The organism is Caballeronia glathei, assembly GCF_000698595.1.
GTDB lineage: Bacteria > Pseudomonadota > Gammaproteobacteria > Burkholderiales > Burkholderiaceae > Caballeronia > Caballeronia glathei.
Genome location: NZ_JFHC01000083.1, coordinates 1 through 23,401 on the forward strand (window position 1 = coordinate 1; position 23,401 = coordinate 23,401).

The following is a 23,401-nucleotide window of genomic DNA, read 5'->3' on the forward strand; positions in this document are numbered from 1 at the left end:
ATCTTCTTCAGTTGCTGCAGCGGCAATGCGACTTGCGTTTCGATGTCGATCAACTTCTGCTGCTCGGCCTGGATCGCCGGAAGGCTGCGCTCGAGCGCCGCGCCGAACGCGCGCGATCCCGCCGCCGTCTTCATGGTCCAGCCGAGATCGGTTTCATGACCCGGGAACGATTCGACGAATTTTTCGCGCGGCATGCCGCAACGCTCGACGGCGATCTGCAGGATGCGCCGCTCGATCGCGCGAACCTGCGCGACTTGCTGCTGCACGTCTGCGCACAGCCGGTCGATGGTGCGCGCGGTGAAGCGAATCGGCGCGAGTTCGCGCTGAATCTCGCGACGCGCGCGCTCGAGCGCCGCCGACGTAATCGTGTTCTTGAGCTGCGCGGCGCGGATCTGCTCGAACTGTTCGCGCACTCGAGCGAAGATCGCGAGACTGTCGGCCGTGAGCTGCTTGAGACGCGCTTCGTTTGCGACGGCCGAATCGGTGGCTTCGAGATCGCTGTCGTCGTCGTCCGTGTCGGTATCGCTCGTGTCCGTGTCGGTGTCAGTGTCCTGTTCGGCGCTCGAGTCGGATGCCGATGCCGATACGTCAGGCTCCTCGGTGTCTTCGTTGAGGCCGTCGACGAGTTCGTCGATGCGCAGTTCACCGGCGGCCACCTGATCGGCGTTCCCGAGAATCGTTTCGATGGTCGAGGGACAGGCGGCGATTGCCTGGATCATCTCGTGCAGCCCGTCCTCGATGCGTTTCGCGATCGCGATTTCACCGGCACGGGTCAGGAGTTCGGTCGCGCCCATTTCGCGCATGTACATGCGCACGGGATCGGTGGTGCGGCCGAATTCGGAATCGACCGTGGAGAGCGCGACTTCCGCTTCCTCGTCGGACTGTTCGTCAGACACCACAGAGGGCGCTGCGTCATTGAGCAACAGCGTTTCTGCGTCCGGCGCCTGCTCGTAGACAGACACGCCCATGTCATTGAACGTGCTGACAATCGTTTCGATAGCCGCCGTTTGCGCGAAGTTGTCTGGCAGGTGATCGTTGATTTCGGCGTGGGTGAGGTAGCCACGCTCCTTGCCAAGCTGGATCAGCGCGCGCATCTGGCGTTGACGTTCCTCGTCCTGCTGCGCTGTATAGACGGTATCGACGGGTACAGCGTTGACTGATGCCTTGCCCTTCGATGCGCGCCGGGGCGGGCCTTTCCGCGTGGTTGCGGCCGTGTCCGGCCCTAAATCTTCCCGATCAAAACTTGCCAATGCATTCTCCTCGACGGGTTCGCTCGGCGATGGCAAAACCCATGGCCACAGGCATTCCAGCCTGCGCGCCACGGACGGGCCGGGAGGCCACGTCTAGAGACGCAGACGACTTGCTGGGAATCGCAACGAGCAAAGAACACGGCCCGCTCGACAGGCGGGCCGTGTTTGACTGCGTACGAATTACGCAACCTGCGAGTATAGCAGCGCTTGGTGCGTCGCAGCAAGCTAAGATCGAAGATCGGTTCAATTTTCACTGATTTGGGTCGGGGCGGATGTCGTAGTTAGCGCGAATGAGTGCGTACGCGACTGTCCGGGGCCCTACTATCACTATCGGCGCGCCTCTTTGCGTTTAATAACAGTCGATGCTGCTTCGGCGGACATGCGGTGGTTTTGCCAGATGACCGGTCGGGGCGCTGTAGCGGAGTGCCTGATCTACTCTGCATTCTCAATTCGAGCAGCGAATCGTTGAGTTGGGCCTTTGTATGCCTTAGTGTGGAAGCCGAGATTCGCCGCCCGTGTTTGCTATCAAGTGCGCAGCGGGCGTGTTGTCCTTTTACTTGATCCTGAGGACTGGAATGCCGAGGATCGCTCACTGGCCGAGTGATCTTTGTGTTTGATGGGTTAGGCAATAAGAGACCGTTAGTTGCATCAGTATTGGCCTTTCCGGCGGGCGAAGCGGGAAGCTTTTGATGGATACGTCGCAATAGGTTTAACCTTTAGGGTTGGTTCTGTGAGCGGTTCTCTGGGCATTTTCGGCGCGCGCGCCTCATCGGCGGGTACCTCGTATCACCTTCGTGAGCCAGACGGTGCGTTGCCGATATGCTCAAAAGGCTTAGCGAATCACTGGGTTTTGATAGGCACGCCCCCTCCTCCAGCACAGACGGATCGCAATAGGCGTTTCAGATCGGTAAGCCGCGATGCGATTTCGGGTGTGCGGACTGGTAGCGGTTGACGCGATTGCTGTGTATCGCACGCTGGTTTCGGCACGTTGAGATGCACCGTGCGTTTTGACGCAAACGCTGCCTCTCTCTCGCTGGTGGCGGGAACGATGAGGCCGGCTTCCAGGGCCTCGGAAAACTCGGCTGCCCAGTCGCCGGCACGAATACGCGGGCGGGACTCCTGGTGGTGGCAGACATTGAGCGTGGACCCATCCTCTGAAACTTCGAAACGGCGAGCATTCTGCGCGTCGAAAAAGGCTTGCCCCGCGTGCGCTCGGATGATCCTTTGCGCGTTCGCAGCTCTTGCATGGGCAAGGTTTGTTTCGATGCGGGCGGTGTCCCTCACTCGAACCTGATGGGTGAAGTCGACCGAAGAGCGAAGGAGCGCTCGCAGATAATTGATCGGGCGTTTTGCGCGACTCAAGTGTTCCCAGGTCGCTTCCACGACGTCGGATAGAAGCTTGGCGTTTTGCTTGGCTTCGCGCATGAGTTTAAAAATGAGGAATTCACGAAAACCCAAATTCAGGAGGCGCTGAAGGTCCTGAGGCAGTCGCGCTGGTTGTCTCTTTTGAGTATTAGGGGATAGATCCTTATATATAGGGCCGTCTGCCACCGTGGCATTCGGAGAAATCAAAGAAGTTGCCTGTTCGGCATGCGCGGGCCGTTCGGCTGACCTTTGCTGTGAGGTTGGGCTGGCCGGTTCCTCGACGAATCCAAGGAGCGCGGCAGCTTTCTCGGTGAGATGCAAATAGGCGCGTCCGAACAGTCCCCCGCTGACGTATCGCTTCTGAGGAGGGCGCGAGATGAGTCCGGCAACCTCGAGATCGTCGAGACTGCGGTAGAAGGTACGCATCGATTGCAGGGCGCGCCCCGTAAGCAGTTCGCGGCGGGCAAAGATGGCGGCGTAGGGGCGATCGGCGTCTACCGTGCGGGCGAGGGCGGCAAGCAGAGCGCGTGCGCGGGCCGGAAGGGCGGCGATGTGGGTGGCACGGTGGGCAGCGCGGAAGATCACCCAGGGCAGGTTCGATCGATCGCAAGCGTATTCTTCCAACGCTTCGTGGTCAATCGTGGGGCGGTCTGTATTCGTGGCAAGACGATCGTCTTCCTCGCCAGCAACTCGGAGTTGCGCGATAAGCATGTCCATTGCGTCCATTTGCAAAAAATGGAAGACAAATGCTTGACTGCCGATCGCTATTCGTTACACTTCGAGGTGTGCACTCGTGACCCGATTGGCGTCGGGGAGCGTAACGGGCGAGCAACAGTAAGCCCGATATTCAAAAGCCTTCGGTTGGCGCCGAAGGCTTTTGTCTTTCTGAAGCCAATTACGATTTCATGATCGATCTCTGACGTGGGTAGAAGCTAACTCATTGATTTCTCAGAAAACTCTAGTAGAGCAGTTGCACTTCTCAAGTTTCCGCGAAGCTAACTTATTGATTTACAACCAAAACCTAGTAGAAACTCAATCGCCGGACGATTCACCCAGGCTCTTGCTTATAAATTCCGTTATCCGCTGCGCCCACTCTTCCGCTTCCGTCGCATTCTTCTCGAAGAAACGTACGCCAACCACCCCGTTTCGCGACGAAACCTCGCAAACCTTCCGCTTTCCCCTCTTGATCACCGTAGGGCTTGGCGCCGTTGTTCGTTGTTTTTCGGTCGCGAGGGCGACGGCGCGATCCTGTGTAAAGGTTTCGTCGTCGACCAGTCGGCGTACTGCCTCCGTCACCTTTTCTGCCTTTCCTGCTTCGGTCAGAGCGGCGAGTTTTTGCGCAGCGTTGCTGCCCAAACGCTCGGGCTTCTCCGATAGAGCGGTCTTCGCAGCGTCCGGAAGAAGGTCGAAAGAGAAGATGCGGGTGACGTGACTCTTGCTGAGTCCAGCGCTCTCAGAAATCTCCGTTCGTGACAACCCCGTCAGTTCCTGGAGTCGTTTGAAATTCCAGTACTTCTCGAAATCGGTGAGCGAGGGCGAGAGCAAATTTGAAAAGAACGCTGCGAATTCGATCTCGCCCTCTTCGATCGACGCGATATTCGCGCGAATCGACTTGCGACCGAGTTCGCGATACGCTGCAACCCGATTGTGCCCTGCAACGATTTCGAACCTGTCCCCGGGGAGCGTACGAACCAAAATGGGTGTCGCGAGTGCGTGCTGCGCGAGATTGTTCTTGAGTTCCTGAAACTGCTCCGGCGTCAGCTTTCGGCGCCTGCCGCTCACTTCGATCAGCGAGTCGAGGCTCACTTCGAGCGCCGCCTTGTCCTCAAGCTGCGCCTCCAACTCCTTGATGCGCGCTTGGGCCGAATTGATCCGGTTCTGCGCATCCATCAATCGTCCGGGAGATGTGCGCGGCTCGGAATCCGTCGGCCTGGCTTGCGCCGGTTCGGTCGGCTTTGTTCCAACGTTTGCCGTCTTGGCCAGTAATCTGTCGCCGATGCCCATTTATGCTTCTCCCTTGTTCCACGAGCGGACGAACTGCGCGTCCAGGTGTTCGGCCAGCCGGTCAAGCGGTTCCTTGAAACGGTTGTACGCGGCCGTGCTGCCATCCGGTTTCGAGAGGTCGTACACCGTCGATAGCTGGGCGGACGCGCCCTTGGGAACCGTGGACTCGGGAATCTCGAACGGCAGGACGCGGTCGCCGTATGCCTTTTTCAGCCAGCCCCGGACGACGCGCGAGACGTCGTCGGACTTGGCTTTCGTCATGATCACGTTCACGAAATCGAAACGCTTCTGCTCGAGCACGCCCGGAAGCTTCTTCGCAATATCGGCGAAGAGGTGCCAGAACTGCGTCGAACTGGCGAAATCGAGCGCCTCCGGCGGGCAGGGGAGCAGGATCGCATCCGATGCGAGCAGGGCGTTGATGGTGAGGTAACTCAGAGCGGGGGGCGTGTCGATGACGATCACGTCGTACTCGGACGCGAGCGGCGTCAGCCCCTTGCGCACGATTTCCCAGAACTCGAATGTGCTGTCGTTCAGCACCTTGGCGGGGATCTCGAACTCCGCATCGAACAGCGATGACGACGCAGGAATCAGATCGAGGTTATGCCAGTACGTCTGCTGAACGGCATAATGCAGTGTCGTCTGGTCGCCGTAGATGAGCGGCAGCAACGTCTGGTCGTCCGAAATTTCGGCGTCGGGAGCCCAGCCGCAAAGTTGCGTAGTCGTGCCCTGCGGGTCGCAGTCTATTACAAGAACCTTTCGGCCGAGGAGCGTGAGCGCCTGCGCGGCCGATACCGCCGTCGTCGTCTTGGCAACGCCGCCTTTGAAGTTCGCAACCGTGACGATCCGACCTCGTTGCCCTTCGGGCCGCGCCACACGCTCTTTGGTTGCTCTCACCCAGGTGAGTGTTTCTTCAAGCGTGAATTCCTTGCTTCGCCCGGCGCCTTTCGACGTCCCGGGCGGCAGGTCGCCCTTCGTGGTGAGATACTGGAACCGCTGCTTGTCCAGGCCGCACAGCGACGCGACCTGGGCGCTGGTGTAGGTCGGCGCGCTTTTCCGCGGATACGGTTCCAGCATCGCATCGCGAATCTGGTTGAGGATGTCAGTGGCCTGAGCAGCCACTCCCAGGAGCGTTTCAATCGAAACGGATTGGTCGACTTCGGGAAGCCGAGCGCTTAACATTGAATTCGCAGTCACTGGCAGGCCTAGGTAAGCAAAAAATTCTTCGGTTTGTGTAGAAGCTGCTGCAAACCGAAGAATAAACGGCGAACCGGTAAACCTCAAGTAAACTCTGAAGTGTTATTTTTGCGCGGCCGCGCGCCTAATCGCCGGCTTCGACGCAGTTCGGGCGGAGGAGGGGTTTCGCGAGCACTGGAATTGCCTTCGCGGAGGTTCCTCTGACCTTCAAGACGGCACGATTCGGGGCGAGAGCGCATTCGTCGAGATGCACACACCATCGACGCGCGTAAATGCGAGCCTGAATATTTGTTGAGCCCGGCGACGCGTGGCGCGGTCTCGTGACATACGCCGGGGCCTCGCGTGCGTCGCCGTTGTTCGGAGACTATGTTTCGACCCGGCAACCCGGTCGCGCGTAACCGAACAGGCTGGTTCTTCACGATGAAGTAAAAACACGACCGTGGAACAACGAAGCGCCGTTTTAAATTATAGAAAATCATTTATTTTCAACAAATTACGATACAAACTGCATTTTGTTTCACGGTTTGTCGACGCGCGCATCGGCGTCTGGAGAGTGAAAGGCGTCCAAAGAACTGCTTCACAACTCTCCGGCGCAAAACGTTTCGAACGTTACGTATATTGTAGTAAACAATACAACCTTAGCGTATCGATTTAGGGATCACCGGCAAGAACCGCTTTCTTCACCGCTCGGTTTCCGCTGCCTGCGCTTTGCCCGCCACCTGGTGAATTCGCTCCCGCACGACACCAATCGCCTGCTTGAGCGCGTACACGTCCTGAAAATAGCGTTGCGGCATCCGGATTTCGTTGGCGTGCGCGTCGATGGTGTCGATGTCCTTGAGCCATTGCGCAATCTGCTTTGCGCTCGGCTGCCTGTTTTTCCAGGTTTCATCCTCCAGCGACTTGATTTCGCGATACCAGATCACGAGCCGCTTCTTTATCCGCCCCTCGGCCATGCGTGGCAGCGCCTGCAACAGACCCAGCAGCACGGCAAGGAACGGGACCAGGATCAGCAACCGCCTTTCGATAAAGCTCGCCAGCCAGAACGGCAGATAGCGCTGCAGGAACGGACGGCCCGATTTGAAGTAGCGGACGCTTTCGTCGGAGATCGGAAACTCGTCGGTATGCAGGTTCGGAAAGGTGCCGAGCGGCGTGAAGTAGTCCTCGCCGCCGTGCGCGCTCCTGGCCGCGTCCAGCAGCACATAGACGAGTGCGGGGTGCAGCGTGTCCTTCGACACGAGCAGAGCCGTGGCGGCGAGCAGCGTGACGTCGGCGTGGGGAAGATCTTCGATGATGCTGGTCGACGCGCGCGGGAAAATGACTTTGGAGAGCGACGGGAATTTCTGCACCAGCGCGTCGGCCTGCGCAAAGCTCATCAGCTTCAGACCGCTGTTGAGCAGCGATTGCTGCATGACGGCATCGGGCCTGCCGATGAAAAAGGCAGCATCCAGCCGGTCGCTTTCGAGCGCCCGATATGCCGAGTTGGCGTCCACTTCGAGCAGCGTGGTGTTGTCCGCGGTGACGCCGCTGTAGGAGAGCAACACCAGGGACACGTTGAGCAGGCCGCTGCCGGGAACGCCAACCCCGATCCTTTTGCCGCGCAGTTGCGCAAGCTGGTTGATGGTGGCGTCGCCGCGGTAGAACACCCAGATCGGCTCATAGGCGACCGCGGCGATCGTCTCAAGGCCGTCCGTTTCCTTCGGATTCGTGGTGCCGGACTGGATGAAGCCCACTTCATATTCGCTGTCCGGATCCTTCAGCCGCTCATAGTTTTCGACGGAGCCGGAGGACGCGCGAATATCGAGCGTGACGCCGTCGCGCTTGAGAAGCGGGGCGTAGCGTTCCGCGAAGCCGCGGTAGATGCCCTTGTCCGCGCCGGTCGTGATGACGATCGTGCGGTGGATGGCGGGCTTGAGCACCGCCGCGAGTGCCCAGCCCAGCGCGGTAAGCAGCAGCACCACGCCCACGATGAGAAGCCTGCGGCGCCCCGGCGTCATGGGGTCCTTTGGCCTGCGATAAAGCGCTGGGTTGTGCTTCGCCATCATTCGGCCTCTCTCGTCAGGCCCTTATCGGCGGGCCTTTGCTGTACGAAGCGGACCTGGGGCAGGCTTTGCGCGAGCGCCGCCGAACAGGAAGCCGGATCTGCCGTTGTCCGCGTTCCCAACCGCATGCGCATTCGAGCCCGCTATCGCCGGTCGATTAGTTGTTTTCCGATCTTACGATAGCAGATTGCCTGGTTGCGACACTGTCGCAGCAAACGAGCAGGCGATGACTCCAGCCCGACACGAGGCCGACGTCGAACATCACCGTGATCCAGACGTTCACGTGAAAATGCGACTAACGGTCTCGCAATTCCCCACCTTCGAATTCTTCGAGCCTTCACGATTCATTCACGTCCCGGGCAGCGCAGGGTATGGGGCTGCGCGAGGCGGATGGAAGGCCATCACGTCCGGCCGGCCCGAAAATCGTGCGACGCTCACGAGGAACCTGACCTACCACGATGCTCGCACGCACGATGCCGCGATCGCAGAGGCCGGCGGCAAAGCCGGAGTTGCGACGCTGAACGGCCTGACCCTGGTGACCCGACGGTCGTGAACGCCCGCATGGACACGCGGCCGCCGTCGAAACGGAGATGCAAAAAAACGCAGCCAATCGTCCTGACCGCGGTCGACTTCTCCCGCGAGAGCGCACGCGGCATTGCACCGCATGCCCGCATCAAGCCAGCAGCGGATGCCGTCGCGGCACCCGCCCGCTTTCACCACCGATGCCGCTCAGACCTTGCCCTTCCACGGCACGAGCACGCGCTCGACGTAACGCATCAGCACGTCGAAGCACAGCGCGAAGAAGCCGATCACGATGATGCCCATGATCACGACATCGCTTGCCAGGAACTCCGCGGCGTTGAGGACCATGAAGCCGAGACCGCTCGTCGAGGCGACCATCTCCGCGGCGACGAGCGTCGTCCAGCCGACGCCGATGCCGATCCGCATGCCGGTGAAAATCTCGGGCAGCGCCGATTTCATGATGACGTGGAACACCACCTGCGTGCGCGATGCCCCCATCGAATACGCGGCGTGGATCTGCTCGATGGACACCGAGCGCACACCCGCGCGCGCGGCGATCGCGAGCGGCGCGAAGATCGCGAGATAGATCAGCAGGACCTTCGAGAACTCGCCGATGCCGAACCAGATGATGATGAGCGGCAGATACGCGAGCGGCGGCAGGGGGCGGTAGAACTCGATCGGCGGATCGAATGCGCCGCGCGCGAAGCGCGACACGCCCATCATCACGCCCACCGGAATCGCCGTCAGGCACGCGAGGATGAACGCGCCGAATACGCGCATGAGGCTCACGCCGGTGTGCTGCCAGAGCGTCGAATTGGCGAAGCCGTCGGTGGCAACGACGAGGAACTTTGCGTACACCGCCTGAGGCGAAGGCAGGAACAGCGGCTTGATCAGATGCAGGTTGGTCACCGCGAACCAGAGCCCGATGAAGGCCACGATGGTGATGAGGCTGGTTGCGATGCTGCTTCCATGCCCTGGCACGCCGAACGCGTCGCCCGGCTTGACCGGCTTCTTCGCGAGCATGCGGGTACGGCCGCGCGGCTTGCGCGGCGGCCCGTCGGACGTGCCGGCGCTGATCGGCGATCGTCCGTGAAGCAGCGTGTGGATCGCGTGGGCGGATTTGGAACTAGACATGCGACACCTCCTGCCGTGCGCCGTGCGATTTTTCGTCGCCGTAGATGATGCCGAGCACGCGCTCGCGCATCTCGATGAAGTCGGGGCTCGATTTGACGGCGCGCGCATCGCGCGTTTCCAGAAAGCGGCGGTTGAAATCGAGGTCGTACGTGTGCGTGATGCGCCCCGGCCGCGGCGACATCACGATGAGCCGGCTTGCCAGAAAAAGCGCTTCTTCCACGCTGTGCGTGATGAAGAAGAACATCTTGTTGGTCTTCTTCCAGACGTCGAGCAGGAGTTCCTGGATCGTCTCGCGCGTGAGGGCATCGAGTGCGGCCATCGGTTCGTCCATGAGGAGCATCGCCGGATCGCAGGTCAGGGCACGGGCGATGCCCACGCGCTGCTGCATCCCGCCCGAGAGCTGGTAGATCATGTGCTTGTGAAAATCCTGCAGCCCGACGAGCGCGAGATTGCGCACCGCGATCTCGTGACGCTTCGACTTCGGCACGCCCTGCAGCTTCAGGCCAAATTCCGCGTTGTCGATCACGTTGAGCCACGGCAGCAGCGCGTGCTTCTGAAACACGACGCCGCGATCCGCACCGGGCCCGGCGACCGGTTCGCCGCCGAGCAGCAGTTCGCCGCTCGTCGGCGCGATGAAGCCCGCCATCAGCGAGAGCAGCGTGGTCTTGCCGCACCCCGAAGCGCCGAGTGCGACGACGAAGTCGCCCGAGTCGATCGTCAGATTGATGTCGTCGAGCGCATGGACCTGTTCGCCGGCACGACGCCCGGGAAACACCACGCTGACGTTCCTGACCTTCATGCTTTCCATAGTTCCCCCTGGCCGATGGCCATGGCGTGCTGCTTCACTTGAGTTTCTGCGCCGCTTCCGCGTACGCGGGCGTGACGAACGTCGAATAGTCGGGCGCCACCGCGCCGATGCGTTTCTGCTCCTTCAGAAAGTCCGACGTGTCCTTGAGCGCCTGCGCCGCCCGGCCCGAGCCGCCGCCGCCGAGCCACTGCGGCGACGCCTGCTCGGCGAGCGTCGGGTACGCGTAGAGTGACAGCGACTCGGGCACGTCCGCCGGCTTGCCGCCGATCATCTTCGCGATCGCCGCGGCCTGCGGCGAGCCCGCGTTCCATTGCGACGGATTGCGTCGGTACTGCTCGTCAGCGTCGGCGATCGCCTTGACGAACTTCGCCATGAACTCCTTGTGATCCTCACCCCACTTGCGATCGACTGCAATACCGTCGAACGTGGGCTTGCCGAGTTTCGAGAGATCGCCCGACGTGACCAGCACCTTGCCGCTCTTCTTCAGTTCGGCGAGCGCGGGGTTCCAGACGTAGGCCGCGTCGATGTCGCCGCGCTCCCACGCCGCCACGATCTGGTTCGGCTGCATGTTCAGGATCTTGACGTCGGACGGGTTGATGCCCCAGTGCTGGAGTGCGAACATCGTGTGATAGTGCGTGGTCGAAACGAACGGCACGCCGATCGTCTTGCCTTTCAGGTCGGCGGGCTTCGTCACGCCCGAGCCGTTGCGCACGACCATGGCCTCCGCCTGATTGATGTTGTCGAGAATCCAGAAGAGCTGCAGGTCGAGCCCCTGGCTCACGGCCGCCGCGAGCGGGCTCGACCCGATCACGCCTACCTTCACGTCGCCGGAGGCCATCGCGGTCGCCACTTTCGCGCCCGATTCGAACTGACGCCACTTGATCTTGTAGCCCGTTGCCTTTTCGATCGAGCCGTCGGCGATCGCGACGATCCACGGATCGACGATCTGCTGGTAGGCGATCGTGACTTCCTTCTCTTCGGCGTGCGCCGGCTGCATCACGCATGCGGCGAGCGCCGCGAACGTGACGATGATGCGCTGCATCGTGCGGGCAATCCGCAACGGCAATTTTGACGGCTTAAGGTGTCGCATTTCGGGTCTCCTTTCCTGGCTGCGTGGCTGACACGCGGTTCTTTTCGGGGACCGACCGGGCTTGTCCCGATCGCCGATGCAGTGTCGATTCGAGTATCGTCAACTAAAAATCACGCGAGTTAGTACCAGACGCCGCCGATCGTTGAGTCCACATTCGCGGGCTCCGGTCCGCGGCGTGCACTATCGTTGCGCATCGCATCAATTCCAGTCGAAAACAAAAGGAGGAAAGCATGGCAAGCCGGATGTCGTCGGCAATGTGGACACAGCGGTTCCAGCGGCCGGGCGAATCGACCATCAGCCTGCAGGGTCAGATTCGCCAGATGCTGGTGGCCGCGATACTCGACGGCCAGATTCCCGCCGATACCGCATTGCCGTCGAGCCGCGAACTGGCCGACCAGCTGAGCGTGGCGCGCAACACGGTTGTGCTCGCGTACCAGCAGCTGGTGGAGGAGGGCTATCTGATCTCGCGCGAGCGAAGCGGCCACTTCGTCAATCCGGCGATGCTCGAGGGCCAGCACGGCTTCGCGCCCGCGCAGTCGGCGACCGAGGCGCTCGGCCGCCCGAACTGGGGCGCGCGCATGGCGCGTTCGCCGTCCGCGCAGCGCAATATCGTCAAGCCGGCGAACTGGCAGAACTACGAATATCCGTTCATCTACGGGCAGTTCGATCAGGCGCTCTTTCCGACGAGCGACTGGCGCGAGTGCTGCATGAAGGCGCTCTCGGTGATGGAGATCCGCAACTGGGCGCCCGATCTGATCGAGCGCGACGACGACACGCTCGTGCAGCAGATCCGCACGCGCGTGCTGCCGCGCCGCGGCGTGTTCGCGATGCCCGACGAGATCGTCATCACGATCGGCGCGCAGCAGGCGCTCTACCTGATCGCCGATCTGCTCGCGAACGAGCGTACGACGATCGGTTTCGAGAACCCGGGTTATCCCGACGCGCGCAACATCTTCCAGAACCGCGAAGCGCCGCTCTTGCCGCTGCCCGTCGACGGCGGCGGGGTGCGGCCGGTCGAGGACAGCGCGCTTTTCGCACAATGCGATTACGTCTACGTGACGCCGAGCCATCAGTGCCCGACGAGCGTCACGATGCCGCTCGAGCGCCGCCACGCGCTGCTGGAACTGGCGCAGAAGCACGATTTCGTCTTGATCGAGGACGACTACGAAAGCGAGAACAACTTCTCCGGCGCGCCGCATCCGGCGCTCAAGAGCCTGGATACGGCGGACCGGGTGATCTACGTCGGCAGCCTGTCGAAGAGTTTCGCGCCGGGCCTTCGTCTCGGCTACGTGGTCGCCCCGCGCGAGCTGATCCGCGAATTGCGCGCGCTGCGCCGCCTGATGGTGCGGCATCCGGCGGCCTATATCCAGCGCGCTTTCGCGACGTTTCTCTCGCTCGGCCATCACGACGCGCTGCTGCGCCGCCTCGCCTATGCGTACAAGGAGCGCGCGCAGGCCCTGATGAGCGCCCTCGACACGCATCTTCCCGAAGCGCGCCACGTGCCGATCACGGGTGGCGCCTCGTGCTGGGTGGAAGGCCCGCCGTGGCTCGACGCCAGGCGCCTTGCCACCGACGCGCAGGACCACGGCATCCTGATCGAGCTGGGCGACGTCTTCTTCATGGCCGGGCTGGAGGAGCGGCACTGCTTCCGGATGGGCTTCTCTTCGATCAAGCTCGAGAAGATCGACGCCGGCGTGCGCGCGCTCGCCGAACTCGTGCGGGCGCAACGCCCGCGGGCCTGAGCGCGGTTCCCGAGGCCCCGCGCCTCGCCGCTGGCCCAAGCGAATCCCGGCAACTGGAGCTACCGTCGGACGTAAGCGCTGATTAACGTGTGGATGAGGACTTCGCACGCGCATCGAAAAGGCGTGCGGGTCGCGAATCATCTGACAGGAGACACGCATGACCGACACGCTCACGAAGGCGCCCGCCGTCACGGCACACACGCTCGCCGCCTTTTCCGACGCATTCAACCGCCACGACGCCGACGCGCTGATGGGCTTCATGACCGAGGACTGCGTGTTCGACGCAGCCGGCGGCAACGACGTCCACGGCACGCGCTTCACTGGCCGCGCAGCGGTGAAAGCCGCGTTCGAAGCCGTCTTCCGGACCTTTCCGGATGCGCACTGGGGCCACGGCCGCCACTACGTCGCGGGTGAATGCGGCGTGTCCGAATGGGTATTCACCGGCACGCATGCGGAAGGCTGGCGCATCGAGGCCGAAGGTTGCGATCTGTTCGAATTCCGCGACGGCCTGATTGCGGTGAAGCGCGCGTTCCGCAAGGAACGTCCGAAGCAAACCGCCTGATTCCTGAGGAGACTCGCATGAAAAACGGTGCGATCCACCTGGATGCGACGGGTCCGTTCAGCCGCGAGGCGGGCGCCGACACGCGCTACGACCCGACCTACGATCCGCTCGTCTCGCCCGGCCCCGGCCAGGGCAAGCAGTACGCGCCGACCTACTGGGCCGCGACGGCCGGCGTCGCGCCGCCCGACGACGGCCCGCTCACGCAGGACATCGATGTGGATGTCGCGATCATCGGCGGCGGCTACACCGGTCTCGCGGCGGCGCTCTTTCTCGCACGCGAGCACGGCATCAAGGCCGTCGTGCTCGAAGCGAACAAGGTGAGCTGGGGCTGCACGAGCCGCAACGGCGGACAGGGGCAGAATGCATCGGGGCGCCTCTCGCGTTCGCAATGGATCGAGCGCTGGGGCAAGGACGTCGCGCTCAAGATGCATCACGAGATCTACGAAGGCTTCCATACGTTCAAGTCGCTCGTCTCGCAGATCGACTGCGATCCGCAGCCCGGCGGCCATTTCCTGATTGCGCACCGGCCGCGCATCATGCAGGGGCTCGCGGCCGAGTCGAAGGTCTGGAAGGACGTGTTCGGCTATCCGTCGCAACTGTACGATGCCGAGAGCTTTCGCCGCGAGTTCGTCAACGACTCGGAGGCGGCGGGCGCGCTGCACGAACCCGAGGGCATCGGCGTGCATCCGCTCAAGCTCGCGTACGGCTACCTGAAGCTTGCGCGGCAGCATGGCGCGAAGGTGCATCCGGGCAGCCCGGTCACCGGCTGGCAGACGATCAACGGCGTGCATCATCTGCGCACGCCGGGCGGCACGGTGCGCGCGCGCTCGGTCGGCATCGCGACGGGCGCCTATACCGCGCCGGGGCTGCACCGTTCGCTCACGAGCAAGATCATGCCGATCCTCTCCAACTCGATGGTGACGCGCCCGCTCACGCCCGCCGAACTCGACGCGTGCAACTTCCGCACGAACCAGGTGCTCACCGACACGCGCACGCTGCGCTTCTATTACCGTTTGCTGCCGGACAACCGCGTGCAGATCGGCAGCCGCAGCGCGATCACGGGACAGGACGCACCCAACGCGCGCCACCTCGATCTGCTCGTGAACGGCCTGTATCGCAAGTTCCCGGCGCTGCGCGGCATTCAGATCGACTACTCGTGGTGGGGCTGGGTCGATGTGAGCCACGACATGATGCCGCGCGTGTTCCAGCCCGATCCGAAGGAGACGGTGTACTACGCGCTCGGCTACGGCGGCAACGGCGTGTCGTATTCGGCGCAGGCGGGACGCCGGCTTGCGGAGCGCATCGCCGGCAAGGGCGCGCAGCAGACGCTGCCCATCTTCAACTCGCCGCTGCCGGGGCACATGTTCGCCCCGTTCCGGCGCCTGGGCCAGCGGATGCTCTACCACTGGTACTACCTGCGCGACGAACAACGCTAGCGCGCGGGTCTTTTCACACCCTATAAAGACATGTGGTCATGGGCGGGGTGCGGCGGTTGCGCGGGTGCAGGTGAGCCCGTACCCGCCGCGCCCGCGCACGCTCATGTACGGCGGCGGACGAATCGCGCATGAGACGCGGCTCGCGAACACGCCGTACCGAACAGGATATGGAGGCGACATGCAACAACCAGTCAACGGAAGCGAACTGAAGTGCGGGTTGAAACAGCGGCACATGACGATGATCGCGCTTGGCGGCGTGATCGGAGCGGGGCTCTTCGTCGGCAGCGGCGTGGTGATACGGCAGGCGGGGCCTGCCGCGATCATCTCCTTTCTGCTGACGGGCGGGCTCGTCGTGCTCGTCATGCGGATGCTGGGCGAGATGGCATCCGCGATGCCCGCCGTCGGCTCGTTCTATGAGTACGCGCGGCTCGCGTTTGGCGAGCGGCGCAAGTCGGGTGAGCTTGCGGGCTTTCTGACGGGATGGATGTACTGGTACTTCTGGGTGATCGTCGTTGCGGTGGAGACCGTGGCGGGCGCGCACCTCGTGCAGTTCTGGCTGCCGGACGTACCGGCGTGGATCATCGGTCTCGTTCTGCTCGTCACGCTGACGCTGACCAATCTCGTATCCGTCGGCAGCTATGGCGAGTTCGAGTTCTGGTTCGCATCGGTGAAGGTCGCGGCGATCATCGTGTTCCTCTTCGTCGGCACGCTGTTCGTGTTCGGCATGTGGCCGAGCGCCGATCACGCGACGCTGCCGATTGCGGCGATCGCCTCCCACGGCGGCTTCATGCCGAACGGCATCGGGCCGGTGCTGAGCGGCGCGGTTGCTGCGACGGGCTTCTACTTCGGCGCCGAGATCGTGACAATCGCCGCCGCCGAGGCACACGAGCCCGAGCGCGCCGTTGCAAAGGCGACCAATTCGGTGATCACGCGCGTGCTGTTCTTCTATGCGGGATCGATCCTGCTCGTCGTCGCGATCGTGCCGTGGAATTCGCCGGGCATGGCGACGCCTTATGTGAGCGCGCTCGAAGCGATGCGCATTCCGGCTGCCGCTCACCTCATGAACGCGATCATCCTCACGGCCGTGCTCTCCGCACTGAACTCGGGGCTCTATGCCGCGTCGCGGATGATGTTCGCGCTCACGCGCCGTGGCGACGCGCCGCGCGCACTTGCGAAGGTCAATGGGCGTGGCGTGCCGGTTCGCGCGATCCTGATGGGCACGCTTTTCGGGTATGTGTCGGTGGTCATGTCGTATGTGTCGCCCGACACGGTATTCGCGTTTCTCGTCAACTCGTACGGCACGGTGGCGATCTTCGTTTATCTGCTGATCGCGCTGTCGCAATTGAAGCTGCGTGCGCGCCTCGAGCGCGACGCGCCGGGCAAGCTGCGCGTGAGGATGTGGTGCTTTCCGTATCTTACGTGGGTGGCGATTGCGGGGATGGTCTGCATCATCGTGGCGATGGCGTTCATACCCGATCAGCGCAAGCCGCTCTGGTTCGGCGTGGCGAGTCTGGCGGTGCTGCTCATCGTGTTCTGGCAGCGCAACCGCTGGCGCAAGGGAGACGCGGAGTTCGATGCCCGGCGGGTCGAGGCGCAGACTGCGCAGGTCTCGGGGCGGCGTGGATAAACGCTTCCTTCTTTGGTGGTCCTGGAGCCGGACTGGCTTTACAACGTTCGGCTCGTTCTTGCGCTTTCTTCGCGTTTCCTGCTTGCTACGTTTTGATGTTTGCGCGTTTGCCTGATTTTGTTGTTCGTTCACGTGCTTCGTTACTCGCGCAGAGCGGACAGGTATTCTGGCGCTGGCGCTTGGTCATGGGTTGGGCGGTTGTAGAACCGTTTAATGTTTTTGCGCTTCTATGAAACTTGATTTGCTATTGGTCTATTAGCTTCGCCCCTGTGCGGGGCGGCAGTCACTTTCTTTGCTGCTGCAAAGAAAGTAACCAAAGAAAGCAGCTATGGGGTCAGCGGTGTTAGGAGGTGACCACGTTTGAGTCTTTCGGAGTGGCCCGACCGTAGGAGTGTCCACCTCTGTTCGTTGGGGGATAGGTACGCGGACCCACTGCGCCCTCGCACCTTCGAACGAAGTGGTAAGGCAATCATTCATCCGTCTCGGCACTGTGTGCCGACGTAAGGTGCATATGGTGGTCAGGCACGCGTGGCGTTACGACGAAGCATCTTTGGGTATGCGTGGAAGAAGAACGAATCGATTGGTTGCGGCGCACCGTACGTCCGAGCAAAGCGCGGACGGATGTATGACGGCCTTACCACTCCGTTTGACTGCGCGACGACACAGTGGGTCCGCGTACCTATCCGCTCAACAAATCGAGGTGGACACTCCCGCGGTCGGGCCACTCCGAAGGAATAAAGCGTGGTCACGTCCTAACACCGCTTGCCCCATAGCTGCTTTCTTTGGTTACTTTCTTTGCAGCAGCAAAGAAAGTGACTGCCGCCCCGCACAGGGGCGAAGCTAATAGACCAAGAACAAAACAAGTTTCATGAAGGCCCGAGCGCATCAAACGGTTCGACAACAAAATCCTAACCCCAAGCGCCAGCGACATCAGCGTGCAAAGAAAGCGACTGCTGCCCCGCACAGGGGCGAAGCCAATAGACCAATATCAAAGCAAGTTTCATAGAAGCGCAAGCGCATCAAACGAACAAAACCCCAACCCCAAGCGCCAGCGAACAACCCGTCCATCTCAATCCTGAAACGTCCGTGCAGTCTCAAGCGCCGCCTGCCGCAGGTCTGGCACGAAAGCGAGCATGTCATCGAGGCTCAACCGTCCGACGGGCGCCTGCACCGAGATCGCCGCGCACGCGCGGTTGCGGTCCAGCATCACCGGCACCGCGATAGCGATGAGGCCCTGCAGATGCTCCTGGTTATTGATCGCGAGCATGCGCCGGCGCGTGGTGGCGAGTTCGCGGCGCAGCGCGTCGCGGTCGGTGATCGTGCGCTCCGAATAGGCGCGCAGCGGCAGCGTCTCGATCATGCGCTCGCGCCGGTCCTTCGGCAGGAAGCTGAGCAGGAGCTTGCCGCTCGCCGAGCAATGCAGCGGCACGTGCGAACCCGCCTGCAGATGCATGCGCAACGGCCACCCGGTTTCCACGCGATCCACGTAGACCACGTCGTTGCCGGCGAGCATCGTCAGATTGCATGTCTCGCCGACCGCCGCAACGAGCTGCTCCAGCAGCGCGTGTCGCGCCGCCGCCGGCCCCGCGTGCATCAGCACGTTGACGGCGAGCGAGCGCACGCGCGGCGAACACTCGTACAGGCGGTCCCCCGCGCCGCGCGTGACGAGCCACGCGTCCATCAGCTGCACGAGGATACGGTGCACGGTTTGTTTGGGAAGGCCGAGCGCGCCGACGAGGTCCGTCATCGAAAGAGGCTGTCCGGCCTCGGCGAGCGTTTCGAGCACGCGAAAGGCGCGCACCGCCGCTGCGTTGGATTGATTTGATGCCGACATTCCGTCTCCTGAACATCGTGTGTCGATTTTATTCTGCATCGACTTTATCGTTTTTCGGGACTCGTGCAGGTCCCGAAAATTGCATTTTCCGCTGCTCCGGACTGCGCAGCAATGGATAGTCAACAAAACGGGACCGCGCGTAGCTCAGGGCTGACTAGATTGATTCCTACGCCGCTACACGGCACCCGATCGTCAGACCCTTCCAGCCGGAGCAACCATATGAATGTTAGAGCCAAACCCGCCGAGGTCTCGCAAGGCGGTGTCGAAGGCGACGTCGCACGCGTCGTCACGGAGCTCGTCGCGCGGGCCCGCGCCGCGCAGCGCGCATTCGAATTCGCCGGGCAGGACGCGCTCGACACGGCAGCGGACGCCGCCGCGTGGGCGATCATGGAACCCGAGCGCAACCGGCTGCTGGCCGAGCGCGCGGTGGCCGACACCGGCCTCGGCAACGCCGATGACAAGTTCCGCAAGAACCATCGCAAGACGCTCGGCCTGCTGCGCGATCTGCGCGGACAGAAGACCTGCGGCGTGATCGCGCGCGACGCGGCCACCGGTATCGTCGAGATCGCGCGGGCGGTCGGCGTGGTGGCGGCGATCACGCCGTCGACCAACCCGGCCGCGACGCCCGCCAACAAGATCATCAACGCACTCAAGTGCGGCAACGCGGTGATCGTCGCGCCGTCGCCGAAAGGCCATACGTCGTGCGCGCTTCTCGTCGGGTTCATCCACGAGCAGTTGGCGAAAGCCGGCCTCGCGCCCGATCTCGTGCAGGTCCTGCCGCCGCCGATCAGCAAGGCGGCCACGGCCGAACTGCTGCGGCAGTGCGACCTGGTCGTCGCGACGGGATCGCAGGCGAACGTGCGCATGGCGTACACGAGCGGCACGCCGGCGTTCGGCGTGGGCGCTGGCAACGTGGCGTCGATCGTGGCGGCGTCGGCCGATCCCGTCGACGCGGCGCCCAAGATCGCGCTCTCCAAGACGTTCGACAACGCGACGAGCTGCTCGTCGGAGAACAGCGTCGTGATCGAGGACGCGATCTATCAGCCGATGCTCGACGCGCTCGCGGCAAGCGGCGGCGTCCTGCTCGATCACGCCGCCAAGGCACGCCTGCAGGATGTGATGTGGAAGGGCGGCAAGCTCTCCGCCGACTGCACCGCCAAGTCCGCGGCGCACATCGCGAGGCTGGCGGGCCTCGATGACATCGCCGCACGCGAGCCCAGATTCCTGATGGTCGAGGAGACGGGGTTCGGCGCCGACTATCCGTTCTCCGGTGAAAAGCTCGCGCCCGTGCTCACGGTGTATCGCGCGCGCGATTTCGACGACGCCGGGCGCATCGTGCACGGCATCTATTCGTACATGGGCGCGGGACACTCGGTCGGCCTGCACACAGGTGACCCCGAGCAGGCGATCCGGCTCGGCGAAACGCTGCCGGTCGCGCGCGTGATCGCCAACCAGGCGCACTGCCTCGCCACCGGCGGCAACTTCGACAACGGCCTGCCGTTCTCGCTTTCGATGGGATGCGGCACCTGGGGACACAACAATTTCTCGGGCAACCTCGGCTTTCGCCATTATCTGAACACGACGCGCGTCGCGTATCCGATCGAGGAACGCGTGCCCGAGCTCGACGATCTGCTCGGCGACTTCTTCAGGAGGGTTGGCCGATGAGCGCGCCCGCCACGATCCGCGCGCTTATCGACGAGCGCGCAAGCGTCTGTCCGGACAAGCCGTTCCTGCTCGCGCCGGCCGCCGACGACGATGCTCCCGCGACGCGCCCGCGCGTGCTCACCTTCGGCGCATTGCGCGACGAATGCGCGGCGCTCGAAGCCGGCTTTCGGGAAGCCGGCTTGCGCCCCGGCGACGTCGTTTCGGTGTACATGGGCAACGGCATCCAGACCGCCACGCTGCTGCTCGCGGCGATGTACGGCGGCTTTGTCGCTAATCCGCTGAACCTGCTGTGCCAGCCGTCGCAGTTGGGCTATATCGTCGAGCACTCCGACACGCGGGCCATCTTCGTCTCCCGCGACTCGCGCCCCGCGATCGCCGACGCATGTGTGGCGTTGCGCGTCCAGGGGTTCGAGCGCGAGATCCTGCTGATCGAGACGGACGCGAACGCCGTCGAAGCGCCGGTGTTCGCGCAGGCCGAGCCGGCGCTGGCCGGCGCGCATGCGCCGCAGGTTGCCGCCGCCGCGTTCGGCGCGCGTGCCGCGCAGCCCCGCGACCATCTGAACGCGGCCGACGTCGCGCTGCTGATGTACACGTCCGGCACGACCGGCGCGCCGAAGGGCGTGCTGCTCACGCACCGCAACCTGCTCGCGAACGCACGCAACATCACGGCCGAGCATCGGCTCGGGTCCGGCGATCGCGTGCTTGCTTCGCTGCCGCTCTATCACATCAACGGGCTCGTCGTGACGCTCCTCGCGCCGCTCTTTCATGGCGGCTCGGTGGTCATGGCCGAGCGCTTCTCGGCGCGCACGTTCTGGCGCGATGTCGCGCGCCATGCGTGCACGTGGATCAACGTGGTGCCCACGATCGTCGCGTACCTGCTCAATCAGGAGGAGCAGCCGGCGTTCGACCTGTCGGCGCTCAAGTTCTGCCGCAGCGCATCGGCCGCGCTGCCGGTCGAGCACCATCGCGCGTTCGAGGCGCGCTTCGGCGTCGGCGTGATCGAGACGATGGGCATGACCGAGACCGCCGCGCCCGCCTTCAGCAATCCGTACGACGCGGCGCTGCGGCGCATCGGCAGCATCGGTCTGCCCTCGGGGGGCGAGGCGCGCGTCATCGACGTGAACGGTCGCGACTGCGAAAGCGCCGAATGCGGCGAAATCGTGCTGCGCGGCGAGCAGGTGATGGGCGGCTACTACAAGCGTCCCGAGGAAACGAGCGCCGCGTTCACCGCCGACGGCTGGCTGCGCACCGGCGACCTTGGCTACCGCGACGTGGACGGCTACTACTACATCAACGGCCGTGCGAAGGAACTGATCATCAAGGGCGGCGAGAACATCGCGCCGCGCGAGATCGACGAGGCGCTGCTGAAACACCCGGGCGTGCTGGAAGCGGCGGCGGTCGGCGTGCCGGATGCGGCCTACGGGCAGGAGATCGTCGCGTTCGTCGTGCCGCGCGAGACGGACGGCCAGAACGGCCTCGATACCGCGGACCTGCGGCAGCACTGTCTGCGCGAACTCGGGCGCTACAAGACGCCGAAGGAATTCAGGCTCGTGGCCGAACTGCCGCGCGGGCCATCCGGAAAGATCCAGCGCCTGAAGCTGCTGCAGACGTAGCGCCGCTTGCCGCATGCCGGTGGCAAGCCAGAAGAAATGCACGAGAGCGGGACCACCCGCCCATGTCCATCCATCGAACCAGACGTCATGAACGTCGTACAGAATGAGACAGGAGACAGCATGGAAAAGCACACGCGGCGCGTGAAGACGCGCCATATCATCCTCGCGGTCATGTGCCTGATGTATTTCATCTCGTACATCGATCGCGTGAACATCGCTGTGGCCGGACCGCTCATCCGCCAGGAGATGGGCCTCACGTCGGCGCAGCTCGGGCTGGTGTTTTCGGCGTTCGCGTATCCGTATGCGGTGATGCAGATCATCGGCGGGTGGCTCGCCGACAAGTACGGCCCGAAGATCGTCCTCACCGTGCTGTCGATCATCTGGGGCGTGGCGACGCTCGCGACGGGCTTCGCGGGCAGCGTGACGATGCTCGTCGCGATGCGCTTTCTGCTCGGCATCGGCGAGGGCGGTGCGTTTCCGACGGCCACGCGCGCCTTCACGTACTGGATGCCGGTGGCCGAACGCGGCTTTGCGCAGGGCATCACGCACAGCTTCGCGCGGCTCGGCGGCGCCGTGACGCCGCCGCTCGTGCTGGCGGTGGTCGCGGTGGGCGGCTGGCGCGACGCGTTCCTGCTGCTCGGCGTGGCGAGCCTCGCCTGGACCGTGCTGTACCTGTGCTTCTTCACCAATTCGCCGGAGCAGCACCGGCGCATCACGCCGGAGGAAACGGCGGAGATCGGCTACCGCGCGGGGGACTGCGAACGCGCGAAGCACGCGGTCACGCCGTGGCGCAAGCTCGTGCGCCGCATGTGGCTCGTGACGTTCGTCGACTTCTGCTATGGCTGGCTGCTGTGGGTCTATCTGACGTGGCTGCCTTCGTACCTGAAGGAGTCGCGCGGCTTCGACCTGAAGCAGCTCGCGCTCTTCACCGCGCTGCCGCTGCTCGCGGGGGTGATCGGCGACACGCTCGGCGGTGTGGTCTCCGACAGGATCTTCAAGGCGACCGGCCGTCTGCGGCTTGCACGCTGTTCGGTGCTGGTCGTCGGCATGGGCGGCTCGCTCGCGTTCCTGCTGCCGATGGTGTCCGCCACCGACCCGCTGATGGCCGTGCTGTTCCTGTCGGCGTCGTTCTTCTTCCTCGAGATCACGAACCCGGTGCTGTGGACGCTGCCGCTCGACATCGCGGGCAAGTATGCGGGCACCGCGGGCGGCATGATGAATACGGGTTTCGGCGTGGCGGGCATGGTGTCGCCGGTGGTGTTCGGCTACCTCATCCAGACGACCGGCAGCTACAACGTGCCGTTTACGATTTCCGCGTGCCTGCTCGCGGTGGGCGTGGTCGCGGCGCTCTTCATCGATACGTCGAAGACCGTGGAAGCCGACGAGGAGCGCGAGCTCGCGCGGCAGGAGGAGGAGGCGCCGCTCGGCGCGATGCCCGCGTTCTCGCATGCGGGGCAGCCGGTGCGCATGGAGCGGCATCACCTGCGCCGGCCGCTGCGCTGGCGCAAGTGAGCAG

General features: G+C 63.4%; 17 protein-coding genes. 8 read left to right on the forward strand and 9 right to left on the reverse strand.

From position 1 onward, the window contains the following. From BG61_RS32820 to BG61_RS32840, 5 genes are all read right to left on the reverse strand, one after another. A partial coding sequence (locus tag BG61_RS32820; RefSeq protein ID WP_035942632.1) for an RNA polymerase sigma factor region1.1 domain-containing protein occupies positions 1 to 1,250 on the reverse strand: 1,250 nt, incomplete at its 3' end. An 840-nt stretch (positions 1,251 to 2,090) separates the two neighbouring features. Continuing rightward, positions 2,091 to 3,332: a hypothetical protein gene (locus BG61_RS32825; RefSeq protein WP_051672947.1), complete on the reverse strand. Its 1,242-nt coding sequence runs from the start codon at positions 3,330 to 3,332 to the stop codon at positions 2,091 to 2,093. A gap of 315 nt (positions 3,333 to 3,647) precedes the next feature. Continuing rightward, entirely contained in the window at positions 3,648 to 4,619 is a 972-nt protein-coding gene (locus tag BG61_RS32830) for a ParB/RepB/Spo0J family partition protein (protein ID WP_035935779.1), read from the reverse strand. Continuing rightward, positions 4,620 to 5,798, reverse strand: a complete 1,179-nt coding sequence (locus BG61_RS32835; RefSeq protein ID WP_035935777.1) for a ParA family protein — start codon at positions 5,796 to 5,798, stop codon at positions 4,620 to 4,622. It abuts the gene before it with no gap. Positions 5,799 to 6,493: 695 nt separating this feature from the next. Then, complete coding sequence (locus BG61_RS32840) at positions 6,494 to 7,807, reverse strand: TAXI family TRAP transporter solute-binding subunit (protein ID WP_035935776.1); 1,314 nt, start codon at positions 7,805 to 7,807, stop codon at positions 6,494 to 6,496. A gap of 271 nt (positions 7,808 to 8,078) precedes the next feature. Between BG61_RS32840 and BG61_RS32845 the strand changes: the two genes are divergently transcribed. Further along, positions 8,079 to 8,405, forward strand: coding sequence for a hypothetical protein (locus tag BG61_RS32845; RefSeq protein WP_035942630.1), 327 nt, complete (start codon positions 8,079 to 8,081; stop codon positions 8,403 to 8,405). Between the two features lie 176 nt (positions 8,406 to 8,581). Here the strand turns inward: BG61_RS32845 and BG61_RS32850 are convergent, their stop codons facing one another. Genes BG61_RS32850 through tauA form a run of 3 tightly spaced genes read right to left on the reverse strand, consistent with a single transcriptional unit; the run spans position 8,582 to position 11,358 of the window. Next, on the reverse strand, positions 8,582 to 9,508 hold the full coding sequence (locus tag BG61_RS32850) for an ABC transporter permease subunit (RefSeq protein ID WP_035935772.1): 927 nt from the start codon (positions 9,506 to 9,508) through the stop codon (positions 8,582 to 8,584). After that, on the reverse strand, positions 9,501 to 10,316 hold the full coding sequence (locus tag BG61_RS32855) for a taurine ABC transporter ATP-binding protein (RefSeq protein ID WP_035935770.1): 816 nt from the start codon (positions 10,314 to 10,316) through the stop codon (positions 9,501 to 9,503). Before BG61_RS32855 ends, BG61_RS32850 begins: the two co-directional genes overlap by 8 nt. A gap of 34 nt (positions 10,317 to 10,350) precedes the next feature. Continuing rightward, positions 10,351 to 11,358: a taurine ABC transporter substrate-binding protein gene (gene tauA / locus BG61_RS32860; protein ID WP_035935767.1), complete on the reverse strand. Its 1,008-nt coding sequence runs from the start codon at positions 11,356 to 11,358 to the stop codon at positions 10,351 to 10,353. A gap of 278 nt (positions 11,359 to 11,636) precedes the next feature. Between tauA and pdxR the strand changes: the two genes are divergently transcribed. From pdxR to BG61_RS32880, 4 genes are all read left to right on the forward strand, one after another. Beyond that, positions 11,637 to 13,148 carry a MocR-like pyridoxine biosynthesis transcription factor PdxR gene (gene pdxR / locus BG61_RS32865; RefSeq protein ID WP_035935765.1) on the forward strand — a complete coding sequence of 504 codons (1,512 nt, stop codon included), beginning with the start codon at positions 11,637 to 11,639 and terminating at the stop codon, positions 13,146 to 13,148. Between the two features lie 157 nt (positions 13,149 to 13,305). Continuing rightward, complete coding sequence (locus tag BG61_RS32870; protein ID WP_035935763.1) at positions 13,306 to 13,710, forward strand: nuclear transport factor 2 family protein; 405 nt, start codon at positions 13,306 to 13,308, stop codon at positions 13,708 to 13,710. A 17-nt stretch (positions 13,711 to 13,727) separates the two neighbouring features. Beyond that, positions 13,728 to 15,146, forward strand: coding sequence for an NAD(P)/FAD-dependent oxidoreductase (locus BG61_RS32875; protein WP_051672950.1), 1,419 nt, complete (start codon positions 13,728 to 13,730; stop codon positions 15,144 to 15,146). Positions 15,147 to 15,324: 178 nt separating this feature from the next. Beyond that, positions 15,325 to 16,773 (forward strand): amino acid permease, encoded by a 1,449-nt coding sequence (locus BG61_RS32880; protein WP_035935818.1) that lies wholly within the window; start codon positions 15,325 to 15,327, stop codon positions 16,771 to 16,773. 1,069 nt (positions 16,774 to 17,842) lie between these two features. On the opposite strand, the gene BG61_RS32885 is transcribed toward BG61_RS32880, so the two are convergent. Beyond that, positions 17,843 to 18,607: an IclR family transcriptional regulator gene (locus tag BG61_RS32885; RefSeq protein ID WP_035935760.1), complete on the reverse strand. Its 765-nt coding sequence runs from the start codon at positions 18,605 to 18,607 to the stop codon at positions 17,843 to 17,845. A gap of 219 nt (positions 18,608 to 18,826) precedes the next feature. On the opposite strand from BG61_RS32885, the gene sauS reads away from it, so the two are divergent. From sauS to BG61_RS32900, 3 genes are all read left to right on the forward strand, one after another. Then, positions 18,827 to 20,272, forward strand: coding sequence for an acylating sulfoacetaldehyde dehydrogenase (gene sauS, locus BG61_RS32890; protein WP_035935757.1), 1,446 nt, complete (start codon positions 18,827 to 18,829; stop codon positions 20,270 to 20,272). Continuing rightward, the gene (locus tag BG61_RS32895; RefSeq protein ID WP_035935755.1) at positions 20,269 to 21,885 is read left to right on the forward strand and encodes an AMP-binding protein; all 1,617 of its coding nucleotides are present in this window, start codon (positions 20,269 to 20,271) and stop codon (positions 21,883 to 21,885) included. Before sauS ends, BG61_RS32895 begins: the two co-directional genes overlap by 4 nt. Before the next feature lie 120 nt (positions 21,886 to 22,005). Continuing rightward, the gene (locus BG61_RS32900) at positions 22,006 to 23,397 is read left to right on the forward strand and encodes an MFS transporter (protein ID WP_035935815.1); all 1,392 of its coding nucleotides are present in this window, start codon (positions 22,006 to 22,008) and stop codon (positions 23,395 to 23,397) included. The last annotated feature ends 4 nt before the right edge of the window (positions 23,398 to 23,401 follow it).

Coding starts and splice junctions, on each gene's coding strand:
- BG61_RS32825 (WP_051672947.1), bottom strand. CDS start 3,332: ATGGACATGCTTATCGCGCAACTCCGAGTTGCTGGCGAGGAAGACGAT.
- BG61_RS32830 (WP_035935779.1), bottom strand. CDS start 4,619: ATGGGCATCGGCGACAGATTACTGGCCAAGACGGCAAACGTTGGAACA.
- BG61_RS32835 (WP_035935777.1), bottom strand. CDS start 5,798: ATGTTAAGCGCTCGGCTTCCCGAAGTCGACCAATCCGTTTCGATTGAA.
- BG61_RS32840 (WP_035935776.1), bottom strand. CDS start 7,807: ATGACGCCGGGGCGCCGCAGGCTTCTCATCGTGGGCGTGGTGCTGCTG.
- BG61_RS32845 (WP_035942630.1), top strand. CDS start 8,079: ATGACTCCAGCCCGACACGAGGCCGACGTCGAACATCACCGTGATCCA.
- BG61_RS32850 (WP_035935772.1), bottom strand. CDS start 9,508: ATGTCTAGTTCCAAATCCGCCCACGCGATCCACACGCTGCTTCACGGA.
- BG61_RS32855 (WP_035935770.1), bottom strand. CDS start 10,316: ATGGAAAGCATGAAGGTCAGGAACGTCAGCGTGGTGTTTCCCGGGCGT.
- tauA (WP_035935767.1), bottom strand. CDS start 11,358: ATGCAGCGCATCATCGTCACGTTCGCGGCGCTCGCCGCATGCGTGATG.
- pdxR (WP_035935765.1), top strand. CDS start 11,637: ATGGCAAGCCGGATGTCGTCGGCAATGTGGACACAGCGGTTCCAGCGG.
- BG61_RS32870 (WP_035935763.1), top strand. CDS start 13,306: ATGACCGACACGCTCACGAAGGCGCCCGCCGTCACGGCACACACGCTC.
- BG61_RS32875 (WP_051672950.1), top strand. CDS start 13,728: ATGAAAAACGGTGCGATCCACCTGGATGCGACGGGTCCGTTCAGCCGC.
- BG61_RS32880 (WP_035935818.1), top strand. CDS start 15,325: ATGCAACAACCAGTCAACGGAAGCGAACTGAAGTGCGGGTTGAAACAG.
- BG61_RS32885 (WP_035935760.1), bottom strand. CDS start 18,607: ATGTCGGCATCAAATCAATCCAACGCAGCGGCGGTGCGCGCCTTTCGC.
- sauS (WP_035935757.1), top strand. CDS start 18,827: ATGAATGTTAGAGCCAAACCCGCCGAGGTCTCGCAAGGCGGTGTCGAA.
- BG61_RS32895 (WP_035935755.1), top strand. CDS start 20,269: ATGAGCGCGCCCGCCACGATCCGCGCGCTTATCGACGAGCGCGCAAGC.
- BG61_RS32900 (WP_035935815.1), top strand. CDS start 22,006: ATGGAAAAGCACACGCGGCGCGTGAAGACGCGCCATATCATCCTCGCG.